The 23,194-nt window shown below is 54.3% G+C and carries 23 protein-coding genes and 1 tRNA gene; 7 read left to right on the forward strand and 17 right to left on the reverse strand.

Annotated features, from left to right (window positions below; all coding sequences use genetic code 11):
* Positions 1-14: 14 nt before the first annotated feature.
* Positions 15-857 (reverse strand): AraC family transcriptional regulator, encoded by an 843-nt coding sequence (locus L1O02_RS06115; protein WP_235759699.1) that lies wholly within the window; start codon positions 855-857, stop codon positions 15-17.
* A gap of 80 nt (positions 858-937) precedes the next feature.
* Here L1O02_RS06115 and L1O02_RS06120 point away from each other — a divergent pair, with 80 nt between their 5' ends.
* Both L1O02_RS06120 and L1O02_RS06125 read left to right on the forward strand, forming a co-directional pair.
* Positions 938-1,564 carry a glutathione S-transferase family protein gene (locus L1O02_RS06120; protein ID WP_060844534.1) on the forward strand — a complete coding sequence of 209 codons (627 nt, stop codon included), beginning with the start codon at positions 938-940 and terminating at the stop codon, positions 1,562-1,564.
* A gap of 49 nt (positions 1,565-1,613) precedes the next feature.
* Entirely contained in the window at positions 1,614-2,513 is a 900-nt protein-coding gene (locus L1O02_RS06125) for a DMT family transporter (RefSeq protein WP_235759700.1), read from the forward strand.
* A 96-nt stretch (positions 2,514-2,609) separates the two neighbouring features.
* On the opposite strand, the gene ppk2 is transcribed toward L1O02_RS06125, so the two are convergent.
* Positions 2,610-3,506, reverse strand: coding sequence for a polyphosphate kinase 2 (gene ppk2, locus L1O02_RS06130; RefSeq protein WP_162492860.1), 897 nt, complete (start codon positions 3,504-3,506; stop codon positions 2,610-2,612).
* A 623-nt stretch (positions 3,507-4,129) separates the two neighbouring features.
* Here ppk2 and L1O02_RS06135 point away from each other — a divergent pair.
* A complete protein-coding gene (locus tag L1O02_RS06135) occupies positions 4,130-4,375 on the forward strand; it encodes a hypothetical protein (protein WP_235759701.1) in 246 nt (81 codons plus the stop codon).
* Between the two features lie 246 nt (positions 4,376-4,621).
* Here L1O02_RS06135 and L1O02_RS06140 read toward each other — a convergent pair whose 3' ends face one another.
* Together L1O02_RS06140 and L1O02_RS06145 are read right to left on the reverse strand one after the other, a co-directional pair.
* Complete coding sequence (locus tag L1O02_RS06140) at positions 4,622-5,578, reverse strand: NAD-dependent epimerase/dehydratase family protein (protein ID WP_235759702.1); 957 nt, start codon at positions 5,576-5,578, stop codon at positions 4,622-4,624.
* A gap of 566 nt (positions 5,579-6,144) precedes the next feature.
* Positions 6,145-6,972, reverse strand: a complete 828-nt coding sequence (locus L1O02_RS06145) for a hypothetical protein (protein ID WP_235759703.1) — start codon at positions 6,970-6,972, stop codon at positions 6,145-6,147.
* A 1,373-nt stretch (positions 6,973-8,345) separates the two neighbouring features.
* Here L1O02_RS06145 and L1O02_RS06150 point away from each other — a divergent pair.
* Positions 8,346-8,963: a hypothetical protein gene (locus L1O02_RS06150; RefSeq protein ID WP_235759704.1), complete on the forward strand. Its 618-nt coding sequence runs from the start codon at positions 8,346-8,348 to the stop codon at positions 8,961-8,963.
* A complete protein-coding gene (locus L1O02_RS06155) occupies positions 8,956-10,449 on the forward strand; it encodes a hypothetical protein (RefSeq protein WP_235759705.1) in 1,494 nt (497 codons plus the stop codon). Before L1O02_RS06150 ends, L1O02_RS06155 begins: the two co-directional genes overlap by 8 nt.
* Here the strand turns inward: L1O02_RS06155 and L1O02_RS06160 are convergent.
* Entirely contained in the window at positions 10,446-11,015 is a 570-nt protein-coding gene (locus L1O02_RS06160) for a hypothetical protein (RefSeq protein ID WP_235759706.1), read from the reverse strand. The two genes, L1O02_RS06155 and L1O02_RS06160, sit on opposite strands and share 4 nt — an antisense overlap.
* A 173-nt stretch (positions 11,016-11,188) precedes the next feature.
* Between L1O02_RS06160 and L1O02_RS06165 the strand changes: the two genes are divergently transcribed.
* The gene (locus L1O02_RS06165) at positions 11,189-11,905 is read left to right on the forward strand and encodes a hypothetical protein (RefSeq protein ID WP_145597234.1); all 717 of its coding nucleotides are present in this window, start codon (positions 11,189-11,191) and stop codon (positions 11,903-11,905) included.
* A gap of 1,069 nt (positions 11,906-12,974) precedes the next feature.
* On the opposite strand, the gene L1O02_RS06170 is transcribed toward L1O02_RS06165, so the two are convergent.
* From L1O02_RS06170 to L1O02_RS06225, 12 genes are all read right to left on the reverse strand, one after another.
* Positions 12,975-13,340, reverse strand: a complete 366-nt coding sequence (locus L1O02_RS06170) for a histone-like nucleoid-structuring protein, MvaT/MvaU family (RefSeq protein WP_065365243.1) — start codon at positions 13,338-13,340, stop codon at positions 12,975-12,977.
* Between the two features lie 66 nt (positions 13,341-13,406).
* Positions 13,407-13,595 carry a hypothetical protein gene (locus L1O02_RS06175; protein WP_065365244.1) on the reverse strand — a complete coding sequence of 63 codons (189 nt, stop codon included), beginning with the start codon at positions 13,593-13,595 and terminating at the stop codon, positions 13,407-13,409.
* Positions 13,596-13,658: 63 nt separating this feature from the next.
* Positions 13,659-14,501 carry a chromosome segregation protein SMC gene (locus L1O02_RS06180; protein ID WP_235760234.1) on the reverse strand — a complete coding sequence of 281 codons (843 nt, stop codon included), beginning with the start codon at positions 14,499-14,501 and terminating at the stop codon, positions 13,659-13,661.
* Between the two features lie 228 nt (positions 14,502-14,729).
* The gene (locus L1O02_RS06185) at positions 14,730-17,624 is read right to left on the reverse strand and encodes a DUF927 domain-containing protein (protein ID WP_235759707.1); all 2,895 of its coding nucleotides are present in this window, start codon (positions 17,622-17,624) and stop codon (positions 14,730-14,732) included.
* On the reverse strand, positions 17,621-17,890 hold the full coding sequence (locus L1O02_RS06190; RefSeq protein WP_235759708.1) for a DUF3077 domain-containing protein: 270 nt from the start codon (positions 17,888-17,890) through the stop codon (positions 17,621-17,623). The genes L1O02_RS06185 and L1O02_RS06190 overlap by 4 nt, the downstream gene beginning before the upstream one ends.
* Positions 17,887-18,171 carry a hypothetical protein gene (locus tag L1O02_RS06195; protein WP_194237135.1) on the reverse strand — a complete coding sequence of 95 codons (285 nt, stop codon included), beginning with the start codon at positions 18,169-18,171 and terminating at the stop codon, positions 17,887-17,889. Before L1O02_RS06195 ends, L1O02_RS06190 begins: the two co-directional genes overlap by 4 nt.
* A complete protein-coding gene (locus L1O02_RS06200; protein WP_235760278.1) occupies positions 18,168-18,653 on the reverse strand; it encodes a hypothetical protein in 486 nt (161 codons plus the stop codon). The genes L1O02_RS06195 and L1O02_RS06200 overlap by 4 nt, the downstream gene beginning before the upstream one ends.
* Positions 18,654-18,701: 48 nt before the next feature.
* Positions 18,702-19,007, reverse strand: coding sequence for a hypothetical protein (locus L1O02_RS06205; protein WP_235759709.1), 306 nt, complete (start codon positions 19,005-19,007; stop codon positions 18,702-18,704).
* Complete coding sequence (locus tag L1O02_RS06210) at positions 19,004-19,258, reverse strand: AlpA family phage regulatory protein (protein ID WP_073698973.1); 255 nt, start codon at positions 19,256-19,258, stop codon at positions 19,004-19,006. The genes L1O02_RS06205 and L1O02_RS06210 overlap by 4 nt, the downstream gene beginning before the upstream one ends.
* Positions 19,259-19,340: 82 nt before the next feature.
* On the reverse strand, positions 19,341-20,279 hold the full coding sequence (locus L1O02_RS06215; protein ID WP_235759710.1) for a hypothetical protein: 939 nt from the start codon (positions 20,277-20,279) through the stop codon (positions 19,341-19,343).
* A gap of 246 nt (positions 20,280-20,525) precedes the next feature.
* Complete coding sequence (locus L1O02_RS06220; RefSeq protein WP_235759711.1) at positions 20,526-21,767, reverse strand: integrase arm-type DNA-binding domain-containing protein; 1,242 nt, start codon at positions 21,765-21,767, stop codon at positions 20,526-20,528.
* A 165-nt stretch (positions 21,768-21,932) separates the two neighbouring features.
* A tRNA-Leu gene (locus L1O02_RS06225) sits at positions 21,933-22,017 on the reverse strand.
* A 108-nt stretch (positions 22,018-22,125) separates the two neighbouring features.
* On the opposite strand from L1O02_RS06225, the gene queA reads away from it, so the two are divergent.
* On the forward strand, positions 22,126-23,190 hold the full coding sequence (queA, locus tag L1O02_RS06230) for a tRNA preQ1(34) S-adenosylmethionine ribosyltransferase-isomerase QueA (protein ID WP_129406514.1): 1,065 nt from the start codon (positions 22,126-22,128) through the stop codon (positions 23,188-23,190).
* Positions 23,191-23,194 lie beyond the last annotated feature (4 nt).

A 23,194-nucleotide genomic window follows, 5' to 3' on the forward strand; every position in this document is an offset into this window, starting at 1 on the left:
AAGCGGCACTGGGGTCAGGTGTGGCGATGGCGAAAGTGACCGGGGGTGATGCCGACGACTTTCTTGAAGGCCCGGGTCATGTGGCTTTGATCGAAGAATCCACAGTGAAACGAGGCCTCGGTGATGCTTGCGCCGCTGCGCAACAGGTGCTGGACCCGGGCTATGCGGCGTTGGATCTGGTAGCTGTGGGGCGAGATGCCCAGGCTGTTCTTGAACACCCGGATCATGTACAGCGGCTCCAGGTTCACCAGGGCTGCCAGTTCTTCCAGGCGGATACTCTGTTCGAAGTCGTCGTCCAGGCGCTGCCGGATGCGTTTCACCGCCTCGCGCTCCTGGCGATCAGTGGCTGGCTGGCGCACGCCGTTTCTCTGGAACAGCTGCGCCAGCAGTTCCAGCAGAATGCTTTCGCGCTCAAGGCTGGAGTCGGCGTGTTCGATCCGTTGGTGCTGTTGCAGGAACCAGCGGGCGAAGGCCGGATCTTCGCTCAGCACGTTGCGAAACAGGTGGATGTGATCCGCTGCCAGGCGCTGACCGAGAACGGCCCGGTTCAGCCACTGCGGGTCGATGTACAGCATGCGATAGACCCAGCCCTGGTCGCAGGCCTGGACCCCGTCGTGGATTTCGCCGGGGCTGATGGTGACCACGCAGCCCTGGGTCGCCAGGTGGTGGCTGCCGCGATAGAAGAGTTTCTCCACGCCGCCGCTGATGACGCCTACGGCATAACGGTCATGGCTATGGCGGCCAAACGACTGTCGGCTGTAGCGGGCTGCCAGCAGCTCGCAGTTGCCTTCCGGGATGCGCCAGAAGCGGGAGAAATCCCCAGGCGGTGATGGTGGGCGGTTCTGGTGGGCATCCATTCCATGTCCAGTTTTGTGCAATACGCAGAGATTGCCGGCCGATAAATTTAGCACCCCTTGAACCCTGCGAGCTAGACGCGATGAGTGTGATGAAACTGGTGATCGGCGACTACAAGAAGTCCTCCTGGTCATTGCGGGCCTGGTTGGTGCTGGTCACTGCGGATGTGCCTTTTGAGGTCATCCAGATCAAGTTGGAGGCGCCGCAGACCGGCGAGCGAATCCTTGCCTATTCAGCGTCGGGCAAGGTGCCGGTGCTGTTGCAGGACGGCCTGTCGATCAACGACAGCCTGGCGATCTGTGAATACGTTGCTGAACACTGGCCCCAGGCCCAACTGTGGCCCGCGGATGCCGGGCTCAAGGCACTGGCCCGCTCGGCCTGCGCCGAAATGCATGCCGGTTTCACTCAGTTGCGCACGCAATTGCCGTTCGGGGTCAACCGTGGCGAGCCTGCCCAGGCGTTGAGCCTGGCGGCCGAGGCCGAGATCCAACGGGTGTTTTCGATCTGGCGCCAGTTGCTGGCCCGGAGCCGGTCCGAGGCGTTCCTGTGCGGAACCTTTGGGGTGGTGGATGCCATGTTCGCGCCGGTGCTGTTGCGCTTCATGCGCTATGGCATCGCCATTCCCGAGGATCTGAAGCCCTACGCCGATGCGGTGTTGCTGCACCCTCCGGTGTTGCTGTGGCTGAAACTGGCGATGCAGGAAACTTGAATGTCCGGCGTGCAAGGCAACAACAAGGTCAATCGCGGTGGGGGGATCTATGTCGAGCAATAGAGCGTTAGTGGAGCTGACCCTGGGAGGGCTGATGCTCAGCCTGTCGGCCCTGGCAGTGGCCTTTGCCCATATCGGCGCGGGCGGGGCGGGGTTCTACCGCATGCTGTTCGCCTCGATCCTGTTCTTGCTGCTGCTCAAGGTGCGCCGCATCCCGGTGCTGCTCAAGAGTGCCAGGGCCCGGTTGTATACGGCCCTGGCCGGGGTATTCCTGGCCATCGACCTGGTGCTCTGGCACCAGAGCATCTACATCGTCGGCCCGGGTATCGGCTCGATTCTGACCAACTGCCAGGTGTTCTTCATGACCCTGCTGGGCCTTTATCTGCTCAAGGAAAAGCCGTCGCTCTACTTCCTGATCTCCATCAGCCTGGCGTTTGTCGGCCTGTACCTGTTGTTGCTGCCGGAAATGAGCAGTGCCCTGGGCATCAAGGGCGTGGTGTATGGCGTGCTGTCGGGCCTGGCTTACGCCGTCTGTGTGTATTTCCTCAAGGTCAACACCCAGTTGCCTGACGGCGGTGGCGACAAGATCGCGCAGATGCTCAACCTGAGCCTGTGGGCCGCGCTGGTGTTGCTGGTGTATGCCCTGGCCATGGGGGAAAGCCTGGCAATCGTCGACGGGCAGACTTTAGTGATGCTGATCATCTACGGGGTGATGGTGCAGTTCGTGGGCTGGCTGTTGGTCAACCGCTCCATCGGCGCCATCAGCCTGGGATTGGCAGGGCTGATCCTGCTGCTGGAACCGGTGATTACCTATTTCGTCGATGTGGCGTTTCTCGGCAAGGCCAGCTCGGCGCTGCAGATCGCCGGTGCGTTGCTGACGATCTTTGCCGTGTACATCGGTTCGATCAAACCGCCGGTAAAGGTGACGCCGGTGACCGAGGCCGCTTGAGGCCCCGATCTGATGCCGCGTTCCGATTCAGCGTCGTGCTGGATTTTTACTGCGCCCGGACCCGCCTGTCTGTGCGCAGTTTTTTTTGCCGGTCATTCAGGCTGACAGGGCCAGACGTGTAGCACCGGCATCCGCCGCGGCCTGGGCCTGGGTGCGCTCATCCTCTTCCAGTACCCGCGAGGCCCGACCCACCAGCAACGGATCAGGGGCGTGGGCGACTTTCAGGTCCTTGCCCGGGTAGTCCAGCTCATGCAGGAAATGGCGGATGCAGTTGATCCGCGCGCGCTTCTTGTCGTCGGACTTGATCACCGTCCACGGTGCATCGGCGGTGTCGGTGTGGAAGAACATCGCCTGCTTGGCGGCGGTGTATTCGTCCCACTTGTCCAGGGACTTGATGTCGATGGGCGAGAGCTTCCAGTGCTTGAGCGGGTCGTCTCGGCGCGAGATGAAGCGGCGCAATTGTTCTTCGCGGTTCACCGAGAACCAGAACTTGAACATCAGGATGCCGCTGTTGCACAGCATGCGTTCCAGCTCCGGAGTCTGGCGCATGAACTCCAGGTATTGCAGGGGCGAGCAGAACTCCATCACCCGCTCGACCCCGGCGCGGTTGTACCAGGAGCGGTCGAAGAAGACCATTTCCCCGGCGGTGGGCAGATGCTGGATATAGCGCTGGAAATACCACTGGCCCTTTTCCTGTTCCGAGGGCTTTTCCAGGGCTACGATCCGCGCGCCGCGGGGGTTGAGGTGTTCCATGAAGCGCTTGATGGTGCCGCCTTTACCGGCCGCATCACGGCCTTCGAACAGCACCACGATGCGCTGCCCGGTTTCCTTGACCCAGCTCTGCACCTTGAGCAGCTCGATCTGCAGCTCGCTCTTGGCCTTTTCGTACTCGGCGCGGCGCATGCGGTTGCGATAGGGGTAGTTGCCCGGCAGTGCGGCGGACACGCTGTCTTCATTGGAGCCGCGCGGCGCGCTGGCCACTTGCAGGGCCATGGGCTTCTGGCTGATGGCGCTGATTTCGGCCTCGGCGACTTTCACCGGGGCGGCCTTGGTGGTCCGTGGCCGGCGTGGGCGTGGCGTGGCGGCTTTGCGTGGAGCGGCCTTGGTGCTGGCGGTGCCGGTGCTGGCCGGGGCCTTTTGCACTGGGGCGGGAGGCAGGGGCAGGGCGGTGGATTCTTCACTCATGGGAGGGGCCTGTAGTTGCGTTCAATGTCCTCCGGTCATTTTTAGGGCTGGGGGGCTCGGGGCCGTTGATCTCGATCAAATTTGTTACAACGAAAAGTCTGTAATGAGTTTCAGATTTTTCTAGCGTATTTAAGGACGCATCAGGGCATATGGCGGCTATCGTGCAGTCAGGCGCAGATCAGAAGAGAGGCCACCGTGAACCCGATCGTTTGGCCAGCACTGGCTATTTTGCTGGTTGCCCAGTCGCCGGCGTACGCCATCAACGAAAAGTATCGCCAGCAACTTGAGCAATCGGGCTGCACTCAGATGACCGAGCTTCAGGGTTGTGACATCCACAAGAGCAAAGCCGAGAACGCCAAGGCCGGATTTGCTGACCCCGACGCCCCGGCAAGCGCTGACAGCCTGAAGGCACCGACGCCTTATGTCGGGCAATGGACGGCGAAAGCCCATCCGGCGCGACGGTCGCCACGATCCGTATCGATGCCAGGGAGCGGGTGTGGGTCAATGGCAAACAGGTCAAAGCCAAACGCACGGATGGCGCCCTGCAATTTCGTCAGGGCACGCTGCTCTTCACCATTCAAGGCGATCGGCGGCGGCAGAACGAAGACATCTGGATGGATACAGATACCGGAGCCAAGGGGCTAATTCAGGCTCAAATGCCGGAGTTAGCTGAATAGGTCAGGGGGACATGCTGGGATACATAGACTTCTGAGGAAGAGGCGACCAAGCCGACACAAAAGACGGCTCGGACTATGGCTTTTGGGGTATAGCAAGGAATTTGTTATTGCGAGTTCAGTTGGTCTTGGCTTGTCATGTCTTGAAAATGTAGATGTAAAGTCTGTTGTCTATTGCTGGTGTTTCATACTGTGTGGTGTGTGTTTTTTACTGAAGGTATAAGTATGGTTGAGTCTAAAAGTCAAGAGTCAAGGTTTGTTGTTATCAGTTTTTTTGTGTGAGGATTTGTAGTCTTTTCCTGCTTTGCAGATTGCCTCTTCTGGTGAGGTTATAGGTTGCCACTGAAGCTTGTTTCTGGCTTTGCTTGAGTCAATGATTAAAGAGCAGAAAAGTTGCTCGTATATGCCTTTTACACCGAGCAGATTGGCTGAGATTTTTATCAGGGGTAATGGTATTGGCAGGAGTCGTGGTGTTCGATTTAGCCCTTTTGCCAAATATTTTATGATTTGTGCGGTTGATATTTCAGTGCCATCAGAAATTAGGAAGGTTTCATTGGCGGCTTGTGGGTGGTCAATGCAGCAGATAATGAAGTCGACAAGGTTTTCCAAGGCGATCATGCTGCGCGAGTTGTTAACTAATGCAAAGGGTAATGGCAGTCCAGTATTGACTAGCTTTATAAGGCGTTCGAAGTTTCCAGGTGCGTGACCTGCATAGACGAGAGGGGGACGGATGACTACCAGCTCTGTCGGTGAGCCGTGTAGAAGCTCCTTCAGGCCGAGTTCCGCCTCCAATTTTGAAATGGCATAGTGGGCTCTAGGGGTCGTGGGAGACAACTCATTAAAAGGCAAGTCTCTAGTGGTTGATCCATTGACTCCTATGGAGCTGACAAAGATAAAGCGTCTTACACCTGAGCTTATTGCCTGTTTTGCAAGCTCTAAGGTTTTCTCGACATTGTCTGCTCTATAAAGAGTCAAAGGGTTGTCGTTTGTTTCTTTTAATATGTGCGCACGGCCTGCCAGATGAATGACTGTGTCAATACTTTCCAGTTTTTTTGTGTTTGAGTCTGCTGTTGCGGTGTGGGTGTTTTTTTGTTTTAGGGAAAGTGTGCTGATGGTGGTGTTTTTTTTGTTTGCTAGCGTCATCGTCAGTGCCTTTCCAATAAAGCCTGATGCGCCTGTTATAAGTATATTTTGATTGGCTGACATATATAGTTTCTTCTGTTTTTAAGGTGGCTGCTGGGCTGTATTTTTCTACTACTGGTTTTTAATTGCGAGTACGGCGTTTGAGGTTAAGTATGGAGCAATAGCTGGGAGCTTATCATATTCTCGCTGCAAGGCTTTTATGGTAGCTCTTGCCGTCAAGCGGCGCCCGATAAAGAGTCGATGACCTATTGAATAGAGAGTGATACTGGTTTCATAAAAGTGCTCGATGGGACGGTCACCTTAGGGAGAGGGGAGCAAGGCGCGGACCTGCCTTTGTCATTCGCGATTTTACCGAACGCACCAAAGGTCTTCGGATTTTTGCAGCGAGCTGGAGTTAAGGATGAGAACACTCTGTGGAGCTTTCTCCAGGCAGATGCTCAAAAACAAGACGAAAAAAAACCGGCTCAATATGGCCGGTCTTTTTGCACAGGAGCTTCGTAAAGCTCTTGGGTTTTGCTATATGGTGCCCGAGGGAGACTCGAGTGTTCCATATCAAACGTGCCTTGTGGCGGGATTTTACAATTAGGGATACAGATAGGGATACAAGGTCTGAGCTGCTACCTCACCTTTCAGCTTTGCGGAGGCATCTTCTTGCTCAGCGCTTGAACAGAGTTTTCAACATAATCAATAAACGTTTTCACATCGTCCATTGTTTCTTCAACCAATTGAGTAGGGAAGTGTTGTTCATTGCCCTCCTTGTCCCGACCGTTTCGGTGTACCACATCGTGACGAAGCACTATCGTTTTGTGCAGCCGACGCTTGAGTTCTTTATCTGGAAAAATCTCAACTTTAAGCGCGAAACTGAAAATCATTTCAATTTTGGCAAGGTTGTGGTAAAGCAGCCCGCGCAGGTAGGTTTGAACCCGCTCCTCTACTATTTTTGGGTTTCCCAGAATCTCATTTAGAGAAAATTTTTCTGCGGAAAGCTCTTTGTCTTCGACCACCATGCGCTGCATTGCCATAGGGTCTTTCAACACCGCGCTCTGGAGGGTGTCACCCAGGTAGGCCTCCATGGCGCTGATCGTTTCGGCAAAAACCATTCGATTAATTACTGAAGCGGATCGCTTCAGCACCCCTGTGCCGCCTATGCCGTACTCAGCCAGTACGTCGCCCAAGTGATGTTGGTTGGACTCGAATACATCAAACGGGTTTGGAGGTGTGTAATCGTTTAACCAATCCTCGTCATCAGGACCATCAGCCGAAAATGGTGCTTCGTCAGCATCTACTTCGACGTCAGGGTATTCATCGAACTCTATAAAACAACCTGCTGGCGAGTTTTGCACGTGAACGCTGAATGGGGCGCCACATTCATTGCATTCAATATCAGTGTCATCTTCCGATAGCGAGTCGGACAGCGGCTCCACGCACCAGTCGACCTCAGGGACATCGACGGTCACACAAGCAGATCTCTTACACGCTGGACATTGGAATCTTGCGGTAGTGGTGAGTTGAGCCATTAGTCAAATTCCCTATTCGTGGTGCCGTGTTCTTGGCATTTGAGCTGCCAGAATCTCATGGTGCGGTTTTGCGTTCACGCTTCTTTGAGGTCAATGGTTCACCCCGCAAAAAAGAGCTCTGTCGTTTGATCCGCTGGTATGGGGCTAGCTCATCAACTTGCTGGGGACCCTGGGAGATTATCCTATACACGGGGTCGGAAACCCGCGAGATCTTGGTAGCGACAGTTCTTCGAGCTTACTGAAATTTCGACGTTGAAATTGAAAGGATATTGAAGAGAAAAGGGCATCGTTACCGTAACGGTAAAGGTGGGCCATTGTGTGGTTAATAGCGAACGATTGAGCCCGGTCAACCTTGGGGATGGTGTCAACTACGTCAACCTGTCAACCAACGTAGAAAACTCAGCCGCTAACCAGGTGCGGCGGGTTCTCTGCCCCGTATCTTTCAGGTTTGCTCAGGGTCCCCGGCAACCTCTCAGGACCTTGTGCATTTGCACTGGTGAACTGTGTATTCACCCGGTTCACCAGTTCACTAAGCTGGGCACTTTTTCGCTAACACAGTCCTGCGGGTTTGCGACCCCGTATGTGTCTCATTTGCTCAGGGTCCCCCAGCTCCTGCTGGAATCTCTTCGCTGATGGTGCTTATTGCCGATGGGGTGTGGGGTGGACACCTAAAAAGACGTGTAACTTGTGTTTCAGGTGTGACGGTTATAAGTAACTTATTGATTTTATTAGCTAAAAATAAGGTCACACCGTTTTGCTTCGCGCAGAGTGTGCGGTGTAACGATAGCGAACTGTGTAACGTCCTGAGCCCGAGCCTTCCTATATTAAGACGCACTGTGCCAAAGGTTCCGAAGAATGCGGTTCGCCTAGGTCTGCTATCGGCCAGAAGCGGACGTTCGCACGCGACCGCTACCGGCCAAAAGCGGCAAGTCACGAATGGCAGTCGGCCAAGAACTGGGGCCCAGTCCACCTACTCTTCCGTTAGATGCATCTTGTATACCTGCAAATGGAACTTGATATTAAATCGGCGGCTGTTCTAGTAGAGCATATGTTAATGTGCTATCACGCATTGCATTGCCTAGGGTGGGTGCGCATGGGGCGATGGAACATTGCGTGCCGGTGTCAGCCTTAGCAAGGAGATCGGACCTTAGCGCACAGTGCCGTAGGCCGTCAAACTAGAGAGGGTGCACGCTCGTATGGAAAATCTAAAGCAAGCCGCATAAGAAATTCACGAGTATAAAAATATGGATTCGACTTTTTGCAATTCGATTTCAGATAGATATGAATTAAGGTTAGCAGTAGAGGCGTTATAAATGATTATTGCGTTTGCAGGACTGCCAAGCTCCGGAAAATCGTCTACAGCTAAAGCTCTGGGTAGACTAATTAATGCAGAGGTGCATCTTGAACCGGAGGAGTCAGCATGGCCAGAATTAGTTAGAGAGCGAGCTACCGTTGGTGCCTTTACTGCTTTAACTTGGTTTCGGACAATACGTGTCCCTCAATTATTTAAAGCTGATCAGACTAGAAATAGCGGGAGGCTGTCAATTATAGATAGCTATTATGATGTTCTGGTAAATTGTTATTTAGGAGAACAACCGTTCGAGTGGCTTATATCCAGTAGTGACCCTTATTTTCCTGCGGCTCAGAAAATGGCTCTAGTAGACTGGGCGGAGCTTCCGAAGGCAGACCTGCTAATTTTTCTACGGCTTGATGAGAAGGTTTGGCAAGAATTTATGGCACGGCGGGATCGTGATTTTGATCGTGTAGCTGAGTTATCTAAACACTTTGCGATGCAATTAAAAATGGAAGAAGCATGCAGAAAAGCTGCAGAAGATCATGGTTCACGCCTAGTTATTATTGACCAGGCATCTTCAACGCCAGAATTTACTGCTCGCCGTGTAGCTGAAGCAATCGGAGTGTTCTATGAATAAATCAGCAGCTCTAATTCTTGCCCAATCTACTGCAGCTATTCGCCAAGGTAAAGACGTATCTGCATCTCTTTCGTTGCCGCTCACTGCGGCTCAAGCAGGGTGTGCCTTAAGACTTAGCGAAGCTAGCAACCTAATTATTGAAGGCGCAGCAGAGGATTCGTTACTGAGTGCGAAAATCGCAATCGGAAGAATATTCTGTAAGGGAAGTGAAGCAGCATCGATACTCGGCAGAGCAGTACCATTGCATATTTTCGAAAAAATTGCAGAAAACTGGTTCGCTGCTGGGCAGCGCGAGGAGTACCAAGATATATCAGCTGGATATTGGCTTGCTGATGCATTTATTCGAGGGGTAGCGCCATCAGAAGCAGCAGACCTTACACAATTTTTAGCTGGCAAACGGCGAGCAGCCAAACCACGCAATATAGCGTCTGTCAGACGATATCCCACTGGTGGGATATCAGAAAAACAAGCACTGATTCTGCCTCCAATAATGCGAGCACTTGCTCGGGAGTTTCATTGGTGCTCGCCATTTCTAGTCGCTGGTAAATTGGCTCACACCGGCGGAACTCGGGATAAGCTCGCAGTAATCCCAGGGTTCAAGATTGCCAGTATGGCTGATATTCCACACTGGAACGGCGTTGATCGACCTGTTCGCTATTTCTCAGCCGGCGCTGATTTGTGTCCGCGCGATGCGACAATGTACCGTCTGCGCGGGGAAACAGGTACCGTAGCGGACAAGGGTTTAATGGCATCTAGTATTATGTCCAAACAAATTGCCCTTCCAGCAGATGTAATTATTCTAGATATATTGTTCGGTCCTACGGCCTTCTTGAAGAATCGCCTAGATGCTGAGAGTTTTGGTGAGGTTTGCGAAGTTATAGGTGAGTTGAGTAAAGTTAGGGTAATTTCAAAGTTGAGGGCTTCTAAAAACATCATTGGCCGATCAGTAGGATCAAGCACTGAAGTTCTAGAAGCTGCTGAAATATTACGGGGGGATATCTGCACCGATTCCGGGCGCGCAGAAATTACTACTTCTATAAGTTTTATTAGATGTTTTGCGGAGGAGCTTGGATTAGACTCGGAAGTTGTTTGTAAAAGGGCAGAGGCAGTGATTGCTAATGGCGAAGCTTTCGATGCAATGCTCGGCTTGCTTTCAGATCATGGAGTAGATAGTGAATACATCAAATCATTTTCGAACGACCCGAGGAATGCGGTTCTTGGTGAGCTTGAGAAAACAATAGTGTTTGCCTCTAGTTCTGGAAGGTTGTTATGGGATGCTGTGTCTGTAGCAGACGTAGCAAACAATCAAATTAACTCATCTGTAAGTGGGAAGTCACCAGTTGGCAGTATTAGGCAGGGCGGCCTAGAGCTTCTTACTGGTGACGGAGAAATAGTTAAAAAAGGTGATCCGCTGGCCATCATCTACGGTGAGAAAACGAATGCTTTAGTTAGTTCGCTTGTAGCTGCGGCTTCGATCGTTACTTAGTCGCGGGGAGTCACTACGCTCCCTAGCTTCCATAGCGCCTCAAAGTCTTCCATCTGCCTATCAAACAACCATCCTCGTCCGAGCTTCAGAGTAAATGCTTTAGCGCTTTTGGCTGAGGCGGGGTACGGTCCAGTGAAAAGAATGTTGTCAATTCTGTAAATCATCATTGAGAGGTGTCGAGGTGATAGTCGGACCTCAACGCCTGGTATATTCCCAAGCGATTTGAGCAATGAATCTCGCGAGCCAGAATATTGCCCTGTGGATAGGTTTTCAGCATGTTGCATGATTTTGGAGGATTCGGATTCTGGATCCACAAGCAGAATCCGCACAAGAACTGGGCTTTGTTGTTCTGCCCGTTTCCTCAGGACTTCCTCGTTCTGTTCACTGAATGACTTGAGGGTATAGCCAGTAACATCAATGACCTTGGCATTTGCAACAAGAGCATCGTACTCCTCTGTCAGGTTCCTACGAGGATAAGCTGCGACAAGACCCGTTTCAACAAGATCCCTCATTCGTATCGCTTCACCATTTCTTATCTGGTCAATCCATAGGGTTGCGAGCGACATCAGAGCGCCAGCGATCAGAGATGTGCCAATAGATAGCTGCACTGAGCCGCCGATTAGGACTAAAATTATCCCTAGCACCATAAATGCCAAAAATACCAGTACAAGAGTTGTGCGTGATCTGAAAAACAAATGACGCGCGTCGGCGTGAGCATATTTATCCGGAGTAGTTTTCAATGGCGTTCCCTTCAGAAGCTCGATCAGGTTTTCTAGTGATAATCGAGGGTGGTGATGGGCTTGGCAAGTCTACGCAGCTCAAAATTTTGAAGAGTAGGTTGGAGTCACAAGGGCGAAAAGCAGTGACTTATGACTTTCCCAACAAATCGGGTACGCCTATAGGCCAGCTGATTGGAGATTTTTTGAAGGGTGGCTTTGGACAGGTCACGCCTGAGTTCCTAGGTCTTGCATTTGCTGCTGACCGGCTTGTCTCGAGGAAAAGCATCATAGAAGCTCTCGATGCTGGCGCAGTCGTGCTCTGTGACAGATATGTAGCATCCAACATCGCATTTCAGGGGGCCAAGATATCTGATGAACAGCGGCGAGGAGAGTTAGACCTACTGCTGCGCTGGCTTGAATATGATATCTATGAGCTACCACGTCCTAATCTTGAAATTGTCTTGACATGTACTGATAGGCACTACGTGGAGGGCACGCATCTTACGCGAAACGTTGACCCGACCCGGGCCTACACTGATGACCAAGCTGACATCCATGAAGCCTCCTCGGACCTTCAGCGAGCGGTAAATTTATACTTTAGACAGTTGCCAGAAACGCCAACGCTTAAAAAGGTTGAAATCGAAGCCCCAAGCGGTGCCAGACGGACCGTTGAAGAAATGTCAGCACTTATTTTGGGCGTAGTAAAGGAAGCAATGAAGTCTAGCCAACATGACTGAATCTCCGCACAATGCATCGCTTACGCCATCCACGAATTTTCGGGAAAAGCTATGAATCAGAAAATCGAGGACCTTATCCGCGACATCTGGCAGTCGGGGGATCCAATCCGTAGAGCAGAAGAGCTTGGTTTGGGACTAGCAGAGAATTCCCAAGCAGTCATCCGAGACGTTCTCAGTAAAATTCGAGTACGTTCGATAGCACGGGCGCGCCTTTCCTCGGGGACTGGAGAGTATAGCGCCGAAGGTGATGCTATCTCGGTTAACAGCCCATCAATTCACTACTATCTGCTCTTACTTTACTTCGCAATGTACGACTCAGACAACCTAGCTGACTACCCTGTAGACATGAGAGAGCGCTGCCTTATGAGTTGGTCGAAGCAGACAGGATTCCCCATTGAAGTTGTCCGAGAAGCCGCTATTCTCGGCCAAAATGGGATTAGATCATTGATCTTGGATTCCACGCCACCTCATGGATGAGGCATTCCGGTTGCGTTGTGCCGGCTTTCAATCGTTAGAGTTATCTAAAACGTTAAACTGTATTAACTATAGAATACAATTTATCGAATCTTGCCATGGTACGACCTGAGTATTTGGCTTGCTACGGATTCAGATTGATGGTTTTGGGGGAGGACCTTTTATCGGTTCTATCCGAAAGCTACTTACTTCAACCAGCTCATCGCTGGCTTTTCTTTCTTTCGTAGCAGAAGAAAGACTACTCAATAGTTTTTCATTTGAGCGGCAGCTTTTGGCCGACAGCGGTCGCTCCAGAGCGTCTGCTCTTGGCCGGAAGCCGCCAGCCAGGCAAGACAGCTAACGGCTAGAAGCGGCTAGGTAGATCATCCGTACTTCGACATCGGGCTGACCTGGTAAAGAAAGCACGCATCATTGCTGCTATCACTACGGTGGCTCATGTGCGGCTTCCAACAACTCCACTCTCATCCTGAGCGGTTTTTCCTGGTAAGAAATCGTCAGCAGGCTGTGAGCGGATAACGATAGTTTTAAGTTTCATTCGCAATAATGCGGGCAACACAAAAGGGCCCGATTGGGCCCTTTTTCAGATGAAGCGATCTTACTTTTGCAGCCAGCTTTCAACCACGTCCGAGCCGTGCTCGGTTTTCCACTCCTTCAGCGTCTTGTGATTACCGCCTTTGGTTTCGACGACTTCGCCGGTGTGTGGGTTCTTGTAGGTCTTCAGCTCGCGAGGCTTCCGAGTGCTGGGCGTAGTAGCCGAGGCTGGAGCTCGCTTAGTGCTTTGTGGATCGAGCAAGTTAATGATGTGCTTAAGGCTGAAGCCATACTGATCCAGCAGGCCACGGAGCTTGGTTTCGAATTCGATTTCTTTCTTCAGGGCACCGTCGCTTTTCAGCGCTTCTAATGCTTGAAGCTGCTCAGCCAGGTGTTTTTCAAGCTGGCGGAATTCTGCGAGTTTGGACATTGTGTTTTCCTGATGCGTGTCTAGACGATGTTTTTCTGAATAGTATTATGGTACTTGAGGTCAGCGCTATTGTCGGCGTTTTAACTGGCTTTCGATGTGGCTCATTTCAGTCTTAATCAAATCGACTGTGAGCGCCTGCACCTTAGTTGTTTTGCCGCTTTTGATATCTACAATTTTCAGCAGCGTTGTTAAGTGATCTTTACGTGCTTTCAGTGTGTCGATCCAGCTTGCGCTGCTTTGTATGTGTTCGGTCATGATCGTTGTCCTGGCGGGATTCTAAACAGCCCACGTGCGTAGGCTGTTTCAGGGGCAGCGGTGCTAAACGGTGAGCACTTCTTGAATGCTGAATTTGTTTGCTCGGCCGGACAATTCACTCCATGTCCAATTACCGAAATTTTCGCCTGTTTCCGGTACGACCAGCTTGAATAAGCAGACCTGATCTCGGCCGATCATGTCGTAGGCAGCCCATAGCTTTCCGCCGACTTCAAACAGCTCTTTTGCCGCTTCATTCCATTTCTCTTCCAGTAGTGTGTGAGCCAGATGTAGAGCTTTTTGTTCGATAGTCTTGTGTTCTTTTTGGGCCTCCACGATGAATTGGTAAACGGTGATCAGCTCTTGCTCCAATGCGGCAATAATCAGGTGCTGGCGACGATTGTGCTCGGTCGCCGTGCTAAGATTTTTCGCTGCCTTTTGTGCGTCTGCATTGGCATTTTTTTCGCCTTCCGTGTCCCCCCACGCCACGGCTTGAGCGTAAGCGGTGGCGGCGTCGGTTTCTGCTTGCCGGGCTTTTGCCATGTCCTCAGTAGCTTGCTTCTGGATCTGTTCCAAACGGGTACTGAGGCTGTCTCGCTTTTCGTTAAGCTCTTTCTCGTCGGCTTTCCAGTTCGCCATCGACTCTATGTATTCCGCCATCAAAGTTTCGTAATTGACGAGTTTCTCGCGTCGATGAATCTTGTTGTTCGCGAGAGAGGCGTGATGATTTAGCGAGTCGTAAGGGCGTTTCAGTTCGTTGTAACTTCTTTGGAGTTCATGCAACCGGTCAGCGTCCATTGTTTCATCGCTTTCCAATAGCGCTTCCAATGGAGCTATCTCTTTATAGAGTTGTTCGGCTTCACCCAGGAGTTTATCGCGATGATTTTTCAGGCCCTCGATCTCGTCCAGCAGTAGCTGTTTATTTTCGTAATAGGCGGGTGTTTCACTGGCGCCCGAAATAGCCTGTGCAAGGTCTGTGGCCTCACTGCGTTTCAGCTCATTGGGCAGCAGTTCGCGTTGTTCGGTGTTTGCTTGGGAATCGTTCATCTGTGTTTTTCCTTAAAAATTGATGTGGGTTGAATGAGTGGCTGGCGAGGCCGGAAGCGCCCGGCTAAATCTCGTCGTCATGAGCTGCCTTTAGGCTGCTTCCGTTTCTGCCAATGCCACCTCATTCCCTGGTTCGCTCAAGACCACATAGCAGCGCTGAACCCCCATGCCGGGCAGACGTACCGAGCAAGAGGCCTTTCCGTCCTTGGCAGGTTGCAGCACGCCCCGCTGGATAAGCTCTCGATTGACGGCTGTGAGGTTCAACCCCTTAAACACCTCCGAACGCCATGCTTCAGGCAACACGTAGTAGGTGATGGTCGTGTGCATGGTGTCGCCCATGCCGTGTTCCATGGTCTTGCGAAAACCCAGGCGGTCGATGGTGCGGGGGCCGTGTTCATCGATCTTGGCGGCAGTGGACTCCCACCAGGTGAACCGGCTTTCTCCGAAGCGCTCGATCACCTGGCGCAGTCGGGCCATGATGGCTTCGCCCTCCAGGTTGCCCGCGCCACCTCGCTCAGCCAGCCACCCATGCAAGCAAACCCGGGCAGCAGTCGTGGCGGTGCCATCTGGCCAGTTGGTGACACCAAAGGCCGTCGCCAGCTCGCCCGCCGCAGCGGCGAGGCCGAAGCGCAGGGCCGCACGTTGAGCTTGACCGCTGGCTGTAGCGGGTAGGTTTTGGGTGATGAATTGCTCCAGAGTGCGGCGAACGATCACCGACCATCTCAGCATCTCGCCGGGCTCACTCAGGGCCTTCAGGAAGGCGGTGAGGGGCGTGCCGTAGAACTTGGCTACGCGAGCCTTTAGCGCATCGGAGAGGGCGGCGGCATCCTCAAAACCGTTCAGCACATCAAACATGCCGAGGCCTTTGCTTGCGTCCGCTGGCACCGCGAGCATGCGGACCTCCATACCGGCTTTCAGCTCCTTGTTGGCCTCGGCCATGTGTTGCGCCAATGTCTTTTCGCCGGTCGAGAGAAACAGCAAGCGCCACTCCTGCACCTGTCGGCTCGCTTGTCCTCGATCATTGGCCCGGGCTTTACCGGTGCCGTTGCCGAGCATGTAAACCGTCTCGCCAATGATGCGGGCATCGCACATGCCGATTTCATCCAGCACCAGAAGCCCGTCTGAGTGCGCGGCGGCGATGGACTCCAGAGCGTTGTCTGTAGAGCGCCACGAACGCACCAGGCGCGGCCCGCCATAAACCGAGGCGGCTACCTGCAAGTGGGTGGTTTTGCCGCCCGAGCTGTCGCCGTAGAAGTGGAAGCCGCCCGACTCATGGCCCAGCAAGTTCAGCAGAGGGCCCGCAAAGGCCACACTAACGACAAACGCTAAGCGGTGATTGCCAACGCACAGGGCTCCGATCTGCTGCTGCCATTGCTCCAGGGAGCCCGCCTCGCTGATCGGCGGGAGCTGGGCACCGGCCTCGTAGAAGTGCAGGTGTTCTTCGTGCGATCCAATCTGTTGCTCGGGCAAAAGGAAGGCGTTGCCGTGCCAGCCCAGTCGCGTCACCAGACGGGCCCGCTGTGCGCTGTCAAAGCCTCCGAGGTAGCTCTGCAAGTCGTTGCGTGCGTTGCGTCCTGAACGGCTCCCTGCGAGGCGCAGGCCCATGTCTACCAGCGGCCCTAACACGTCTTTGCCGAAGTCACCGGTCATGGTGCGTGCCGGAATGTTCCAGCGTTTTTTGGCGCCGTCTGGATCGTCAAACTCGACCAACAAGCCCCAGTTATGGCCCTTCTCGTCACGGGTGCGAGCGATGATCTCCAGGGGCGAGCACACCGGGCGTGCCTCACCATCATCACCGGCATAAAAAACCCCTTCGGGCGTCAGGCGGAAGCCACTGGGCATCAGGTCATTTTTCGATTTCGCCGGGCGCTTGGTCGCTGTCTTTGTCTTGATGGGCTCCTCTGTTTTTTTGTCCGCCGTGTTCACGAAAAACTGACCGCTGCGTACCAGCTCGGCAATGTGGCCAGCGGTCCAGCCCTTGGTCAGTGCGTCGGCAGCGTCGTCGCCTTCTAGCCACTTGCCGCCTTTAGCGAATGAGGGCTTGCCGTCCTTGGTGGTGGGCTTGCTCTTGAACACCTCAAGTGACACTCGCTGTACTGACTCCGCGCCCAGTTCAAGCAGCTTCGGCTCGATGGCGTCCATGCACGCTTTACCGCTGGCATCGTTGTCCGGCCAGAGCAGTACCGACCGCCCTTTGAGCGGCAACAGGTCGGCCTTGTGCCAGGAGTTCGAACCGTTCGGCCAGCAGGTGGCCACGTACTCAGGCATCAACTCAGTGGCGGCGTCTGCGGCCTTCTCGCCTTCACACAGCACCACCGGGGCGTCGATACGCTGGGCCAATTCATCCAGGCGCAGCAGGGGACGCGGCTCAGGCAGGCCCTGCCAGCGCCATTGAGTTGTCTGGCCATCGGAGCGTTTGCACCAAGTCAGCGGGGCAAAGACCTTTCTCGGATTGCCGTCTTCATCCGGCCTCAGGTCGAAGCGATACAGCACCATGACCGGCTGACCTTGAGCATCGCGGTAGATCCATACCTTGGACGGTGCGCCGTGTTGTCGGTGTTTGGCCGGGCACTTGCTCATGGCCTCTGCTGGGATCGGCTGGATGGCGATCCACTCGGGCGACTTGCTTTTGGGCGGTGTGGGTTTGGCCTGCGCTGTTCCAGCAGAAACGCTCAACAGATCCGCCAGCTTGTTGCAGGCTTCCACATCTGTGCCGCCGTCGAGGTAGCGCACCAGGTCAATCAGGTCGCCGCCCTTGTCGCCGGTGGCAAAGTCCGCCCAGGTGCCTTTGCTCAGGTTGACCTTGAGTGAGCCTGCGCGCTTGTCGGTGCGTGTGGGGTTCGGTGCGGTGTATTCCTTGCCTCCGTCTACGCGTTTGCCGTTGGGCAACCAATGGGCCAGCACGCGGTCAATGTCCTTGAGAGCGGCGCTTTTCACGTCGGCAAAGCTGGGTCGTTTTGAGGCGTTGCTGGTGCGTTGGGTCATGGCTCGGCCCTCGACACGAAGAGTGAGTCGTTCACATCGTCGAGGAGCGCCTTGGCCATCTCGCCGAGGTATAGCGCACACCAGCTATAACGCTCGCCTTTATCGCTCATGGCCGCGTCAAGAGTGAGCTGGTTGCTGTAGTGCTGAAGGAGTGAAATCGTTTCGAGCGCGTCCTCGATCGACACTCCTGCATTGACTCGAAACAGGCATTGGCCGTTGGTGCTGTCAAAAAATAAAGCCCGGCCCAGGGTGGTTTGAGTGCTCATAGCGCACCGCCTTTCTGGTCCAGGGGAACAGAGGAGGCATCACCATGCAGGGTGAGTGTTTTGATCAGGCCCAGGGTGCCGCGAACGTCCCAAATAACCGAGGCGATAACGTGATTGGAGAGGCGTGACTGATCACCTTCGAAGTGATCTTCGAGCAGCGTAAGTACGGAGTCTGCACGGTCAATAGCGCAGGTGATGGCGTCGATAGGGATACCGGCTTCAACGTCATTGCTGACGCACAGCAGGTCTTCGGGCAGGGCAAGGCTGCGCTGAGTGCTCATTGGGCACCCCCTGCGCTTTCCAGGGCACGAGCCTTGGCCATGTGGGTGTTGTAGCGAGAAAGGCGTGTAGCGAGGCTGGAGTTGGCGTGTAAAGCGGCGAGAGCCATTGCCCTGTGGGCAGCGGCGCGAATTTTGGACGGATTGAGGGCGTGCATGGGCGAAACTCCTATTGTTGAGGAGCTGCCACGGTTCGCCGTCAAACGAATTAGGGTGGCAGCTGTGCGCAGGTTGACGGACCGGGACAATAGGAACCCGGCAGACCCGAGGGTCTCCCACGCACAGCCACCATAAAACGGACATGCGGGCACAAAAAAAGCGCCTGCAATCGTAATGGGGGCGCCTGTGCGCCTATTGTTGATCGGGCCGTCAAACCCGGTCGCTGATTTTGCAGCGACGGCCAGAGAGTAGCGCCCGTTTTTTGAAAGTGCAACTGCGGTGATGGCTTGCAGATTTTTCAGGTGCGGCATAAATTGTTCGCGCATGTAGATTTACCTCAACGCCTCCGGATCGCCCCCGGGGGCGTTTTCATTTCAGGCATGAACTTCCCGGCGCAGGGAAAGCAGAGGAAGGAAGTCGCCCTCGATGCAGGAGCGTGCGTCTTCGTAGGCATCGATCTGCTGGCCTTCATCGACGATGACGGCGTGAGGGGGCATGCTGGGCAACGCGAGCGCGCACCAGGTACCGTCAGCCCAGCTCATCACGGCCACTACGTGGTTTCGTTTGGCCTGCTCGGTTCGGTAGCGCTCCAGGCGTTGCATGCATCGCGATGAAAAGCCGATTTTTCGAAGCACGGAGAAGGGCTGCAGGACGGCTCGGTGAGCTATGCGTTTTTTCATGCGGCCACCTGATCGCGTGCTGCGATGCGCGCTCGTGTCCATGCCTGAACCTCTCCCAGTACCCAAGCGACCGGAGCACTTCGGGCATTGCTGTTACTCAGCTTTACCGGTAAGGGAAATCCGCTTTCAGGTTGGCGCATCAGCTTGTAGATCGTCGGGCGTGCGAGCCCTACGATTGAAATGACCTCAGGCATACGGATGAGGGTCGTGGAGGGATCATGCGAGGAGATGGCTTTTGAAACGGTAGTCATAGCGATCTAACCCTTTGTTAATTGAGACAACGGGTCATACGCTACGCAGGGGAGAGGGAGTGGACTGTGTCCGCTCCCTTTTTTATTTCAGTGGTCTAAGGCCTAGGGCGGTTAGGTGCTCTCGAATGGTCTTCTCGGTGCCATGAATCCCTTGCTTGAAAAGCAGCTTGGTCAATTCAGCATCGGTCAGTCGGCGCTTTTCAATCATTCGTCCATTGATGATTTGTTCGGCGGCAGCTTTGATTTTTGCCCGTCTCTGCATGGCATCTAATTGTATTTTTGAACTGGGGTTGCGGTTTCCTTTACCGGCTTCCCGACCTCGCCTTGATGCTTTTTCAGAAAAGGCGTTGTTAAGAACTTGATGCATTAGGCTTGATGGGTTGAAGCCATTTCTTTCTACGTCTATCTGCTCAACTTGGCGATATAGATTCGCCATCAATAGTGCCTGATTCGCCTCTCCTAACAACGTAGCGAATTCTTCTCGGGCTCTGATTTCGTTACCGCTACGGCGGTCTCGTTCCTTTTCAGCTAAGGCGAGATATTGGCGTGGTGAGTCATGTCTCAGCTGTTCTATCAGATCTGCATCAATGTCGTAGGTCGCAAGCTCAATATCGAACAACCAGTTTGCGAGTGTTTCCACGGCTTGGGTGCCAAGAATTAGGGCAAAGGTCGCAACAAGTTGTGAGTCTGTTACGGGATGGCGTAGCTTGAGCAGTCGTCGAATTACACTCGGCAATGAGCTTGCTGCTTCATAGCTGGCATGCTCATAGATGACATCACGTAGTCGATAAGTATCTCTGGTCACCGTCACTGTGCATGAAGCATAGGACTCGCCTTCGAGCCAGAACGATGTAGCTGTGTTGATCAGGTCGAAGGCGTCTCTGAAGTATTCGTTGAATTGCGGAAACAGTACTAGATTGCGAACGGCTGTTTCGACGTCGTGCTGGTCGTAAACCAGGCACTCTACGTCGAGTCCTGCAATTTCCAGTTCCCCTGTCTCGATACCTTGCTCAATGTCCACTTAGATCACCCCGTCGCCCCAGGTTCGGTGTGCTGTACCAGCGGCACAAATAGTGCGTAGAGGCTGCCAGCAGCAGGGAAGGGGAGTTATCGTTGTTACACGATTTAGCTCCGTTACACTGGATCTGCTCGAATTTTGATTCGCGTGTAACTTTAAAAATATTGTTTATTATCAACTGGTTAGTTTTGTTCGTTACACCGGTAACACGCGTAACCCCTGTTTTAACAGAGTGTGGAGAACTCCCCCTCATAGTGCTTTACCGAATTGACCTTGAATCACGTTCCCCCGCTCCAGGGCGTCCAAGTGATCGGCGTACCACTGCATCATTGTTATGCGCTGTTCGAGATACTGAGCCTTGTTGTAGACCCCTGAGATTCCTTCCTCCTTGTGGGCCAGCTGTGCCTCAACGTGCTCCTTGGGCCAACCATGTTCTCGCAGCAGCGTGCTTGCTGTGTGCCGGGTACCGTGACCCACAAGGCGGCCTTTATACCCGATGGTAGCGAAGACTTTGTTGATCGTGTTTTCACTGATAGTCGGGTTCTTGGCGCCCACTCCGGGGAACAGCCAGCGACTGCGGCCAGTCAGGCAATGGAGTTCCTTTAGTGCGGCAATGGCTTGATGGGGGAGAGGGCAAACGAAGTCTCGGCGCATCTTCATCTTTGCCGCTGGTGTCGTCCAAGTGGCCTTATCGAGGTCGAACTCTTTCCATTCAGCTAGGCGAACCATGCCAGGTCGTGAGGCTGTCCAGATGCAAAGCCATGCTGCTGTTCGTGCCGTCAGTCTGCTGGGGGTGTTTTTAAGTGCGGTGAGGAACTCGCCTAGCTCGGGTTCTAGTAGATGCGGGTGCTGTTGAGTTTTTGGCGCTTGGGCAGCTATATCCCGAAGCCGGCTCCCCGGGTCGTTCTCGGTGAGCCCTAACCCGATAGCCCGTCCAAATATCTGGTTGATCCAGGTGCGGCACTTTTCCGCTACGTTGTGGGCATCTCGGGCTTCGATGGATGCTTGGAGTTCGGCGCAATCGGTACGGGTGATTTCGTCGAGCGGTTTGTCCCCCAATGCCGGGAGAATGTCCTTGTCGAGGTAGGTGCGGATTTTGTTGAGCGTTGAGGGAGCCAGTCCCTTTTCTTCTTTTGCCTTTAGCCAAGCGTCAGCAGCTGCTCTGAAGGTTCGTGTCTTGGCTGCATCTATTGCGGCCTTGGCAGACCGCTTTTGCTCAAGGGGATCAATTCCGCTGCTTATGGTCTTGCGCAGTTCGGCAGCTTTTTCCCGGGCCAATGCACCGCTCACCTCGGGGTAACCCCCTAGCCCCATCCAGGCCCAATTGCCCGCAGGGCGTTTGTAACGGAGCTGCCAGGATTTGCCACCATCAGGCTTGACCCTGAAGTACAGGCCGTTTCCGTCCAGCTCGCGATACTCCTTTGCTTCAGGTTCTAGCCCTGTAAGTGTCGTGTCTGCGAGAGGGCGGCGCTTGATATCTGCGCGCTTCATCCTTGTATCCCAAAGTTCGGTATTTTTCTCAGGATACAAGCGGGGATACAGGGATACAACGGATAAGGGGAGATGGGGGTAGATAGCCAGACACAAAAAAACCGGCTCAAGTGGCCGGTTTTCCTGGTGCTGAGAGCCTTATGGAGACTTTCAGATACTGCTATATGGTGCCCCGAGGGAGACTCGAACTCCCACTTCTTGCGAAAACGGATTTTGAATCCGCCGCGTCTACCAATTCCGCCATCAGGGCTCAATGGCGGCGAAGTATAGAGAGGCGGTTACCGTTGGTCAATCGGCTTTCATGGTCAATTTTTAGTTATTCCGCTAAACTTTCCGGCCCTGCTAGACGAACCCCATCATGCGCGTTGCTGACTTTACCTTCGAGCTTCCTGATTCGCTGATCGCCCGCCATCCTTTGGCCGAGCGTCGCGGCAGCCGTCTGTTGACCCTGGATGGGCCAACCGGCGCCTTGGCCCACCGTCAATTCACCGATCTGCTGGAGCATCTGCGCCCTGGCGATCTGATGGTGTTCAACAATACCCGGGTGATTCCGGCCCGCCTGTTTGGCCAGAAGGCCTCCGGCGGCAAGCTGGAGATCCTCATCGAGCGGGTGCTGGACAGCCATCGTGTGCTGGCCCATGTGCGCTCCAGCAAGTCGCCCAAGCCGGGCTCGAAGATTCTGATCGAGGGCGGTGGCGAGGCCGAGATGCTGGCGCGCCACGACACGCTGTTCGAGCTGGGTTTTGCCGAGGAGGTGCTGCCGCTGCTGGACCGGGTCGGGCACATGCCGTTGCCTCCTTATATAGACCGCCCGGACGAAGGCGCGGATCGCGAGCGCTACCAGACCGTGTACGCCCAGCGCCTGGGCGCCGTGGCAGCACCGACCGCCGGGCTGCATTTCGACCAGCCGCTGCTGGACGCGATTGCCGCCAAGGGTGTGGAGACGGCATTCGTGACCCTGCATGTCGGCGCCGGAACCTTCCAGCCGGTGCGTGTCGAACGCATCGAAGATCACCATATGCACCACGAGTGGCTGGAAGTCGGCCAGGATGTGGTGGATGCGGTGGCCGTGTGCCGGGCTCGCGGCGGCCGGGTGGTGGCGGTGGGTACCACCAGCGTGCGTTCCCTGGAAAGCGCCGCCCGCGATGGTGTGCTCAAGCCGTTCAGCGGCGACACCGACATCTTTATCTACCCGGGCCGGCCATTCCATGTGGTCGATGCCCTGGTGACCAACTTCCACCTGCCGGAATCCACGCTGTTGATGCTGGTTTCGGCGTTCGCCGGTTATCCCGAGACCATGGCCGCCTATCGCGCCGCAGTGGAAAATGGGTACCGCTTTTTCAGCTACGGTGATGCGATGTTCATCACCCGTAATCCCGCGCCGACCGCTCCCAAGGATCTGGCCCCCGAGGAAACTGTATGAGTCG

This window comes from Pseudomonas sp. BC42 (assembly GCF_021560055.1).
In the GTDB taxonomy this organism is placed as follows: Bacteria; Pseudomonadota; Gammaproteobacteria; order Pseudomonadales; family Pseudomonadaceae; genus Aquipseudomonas.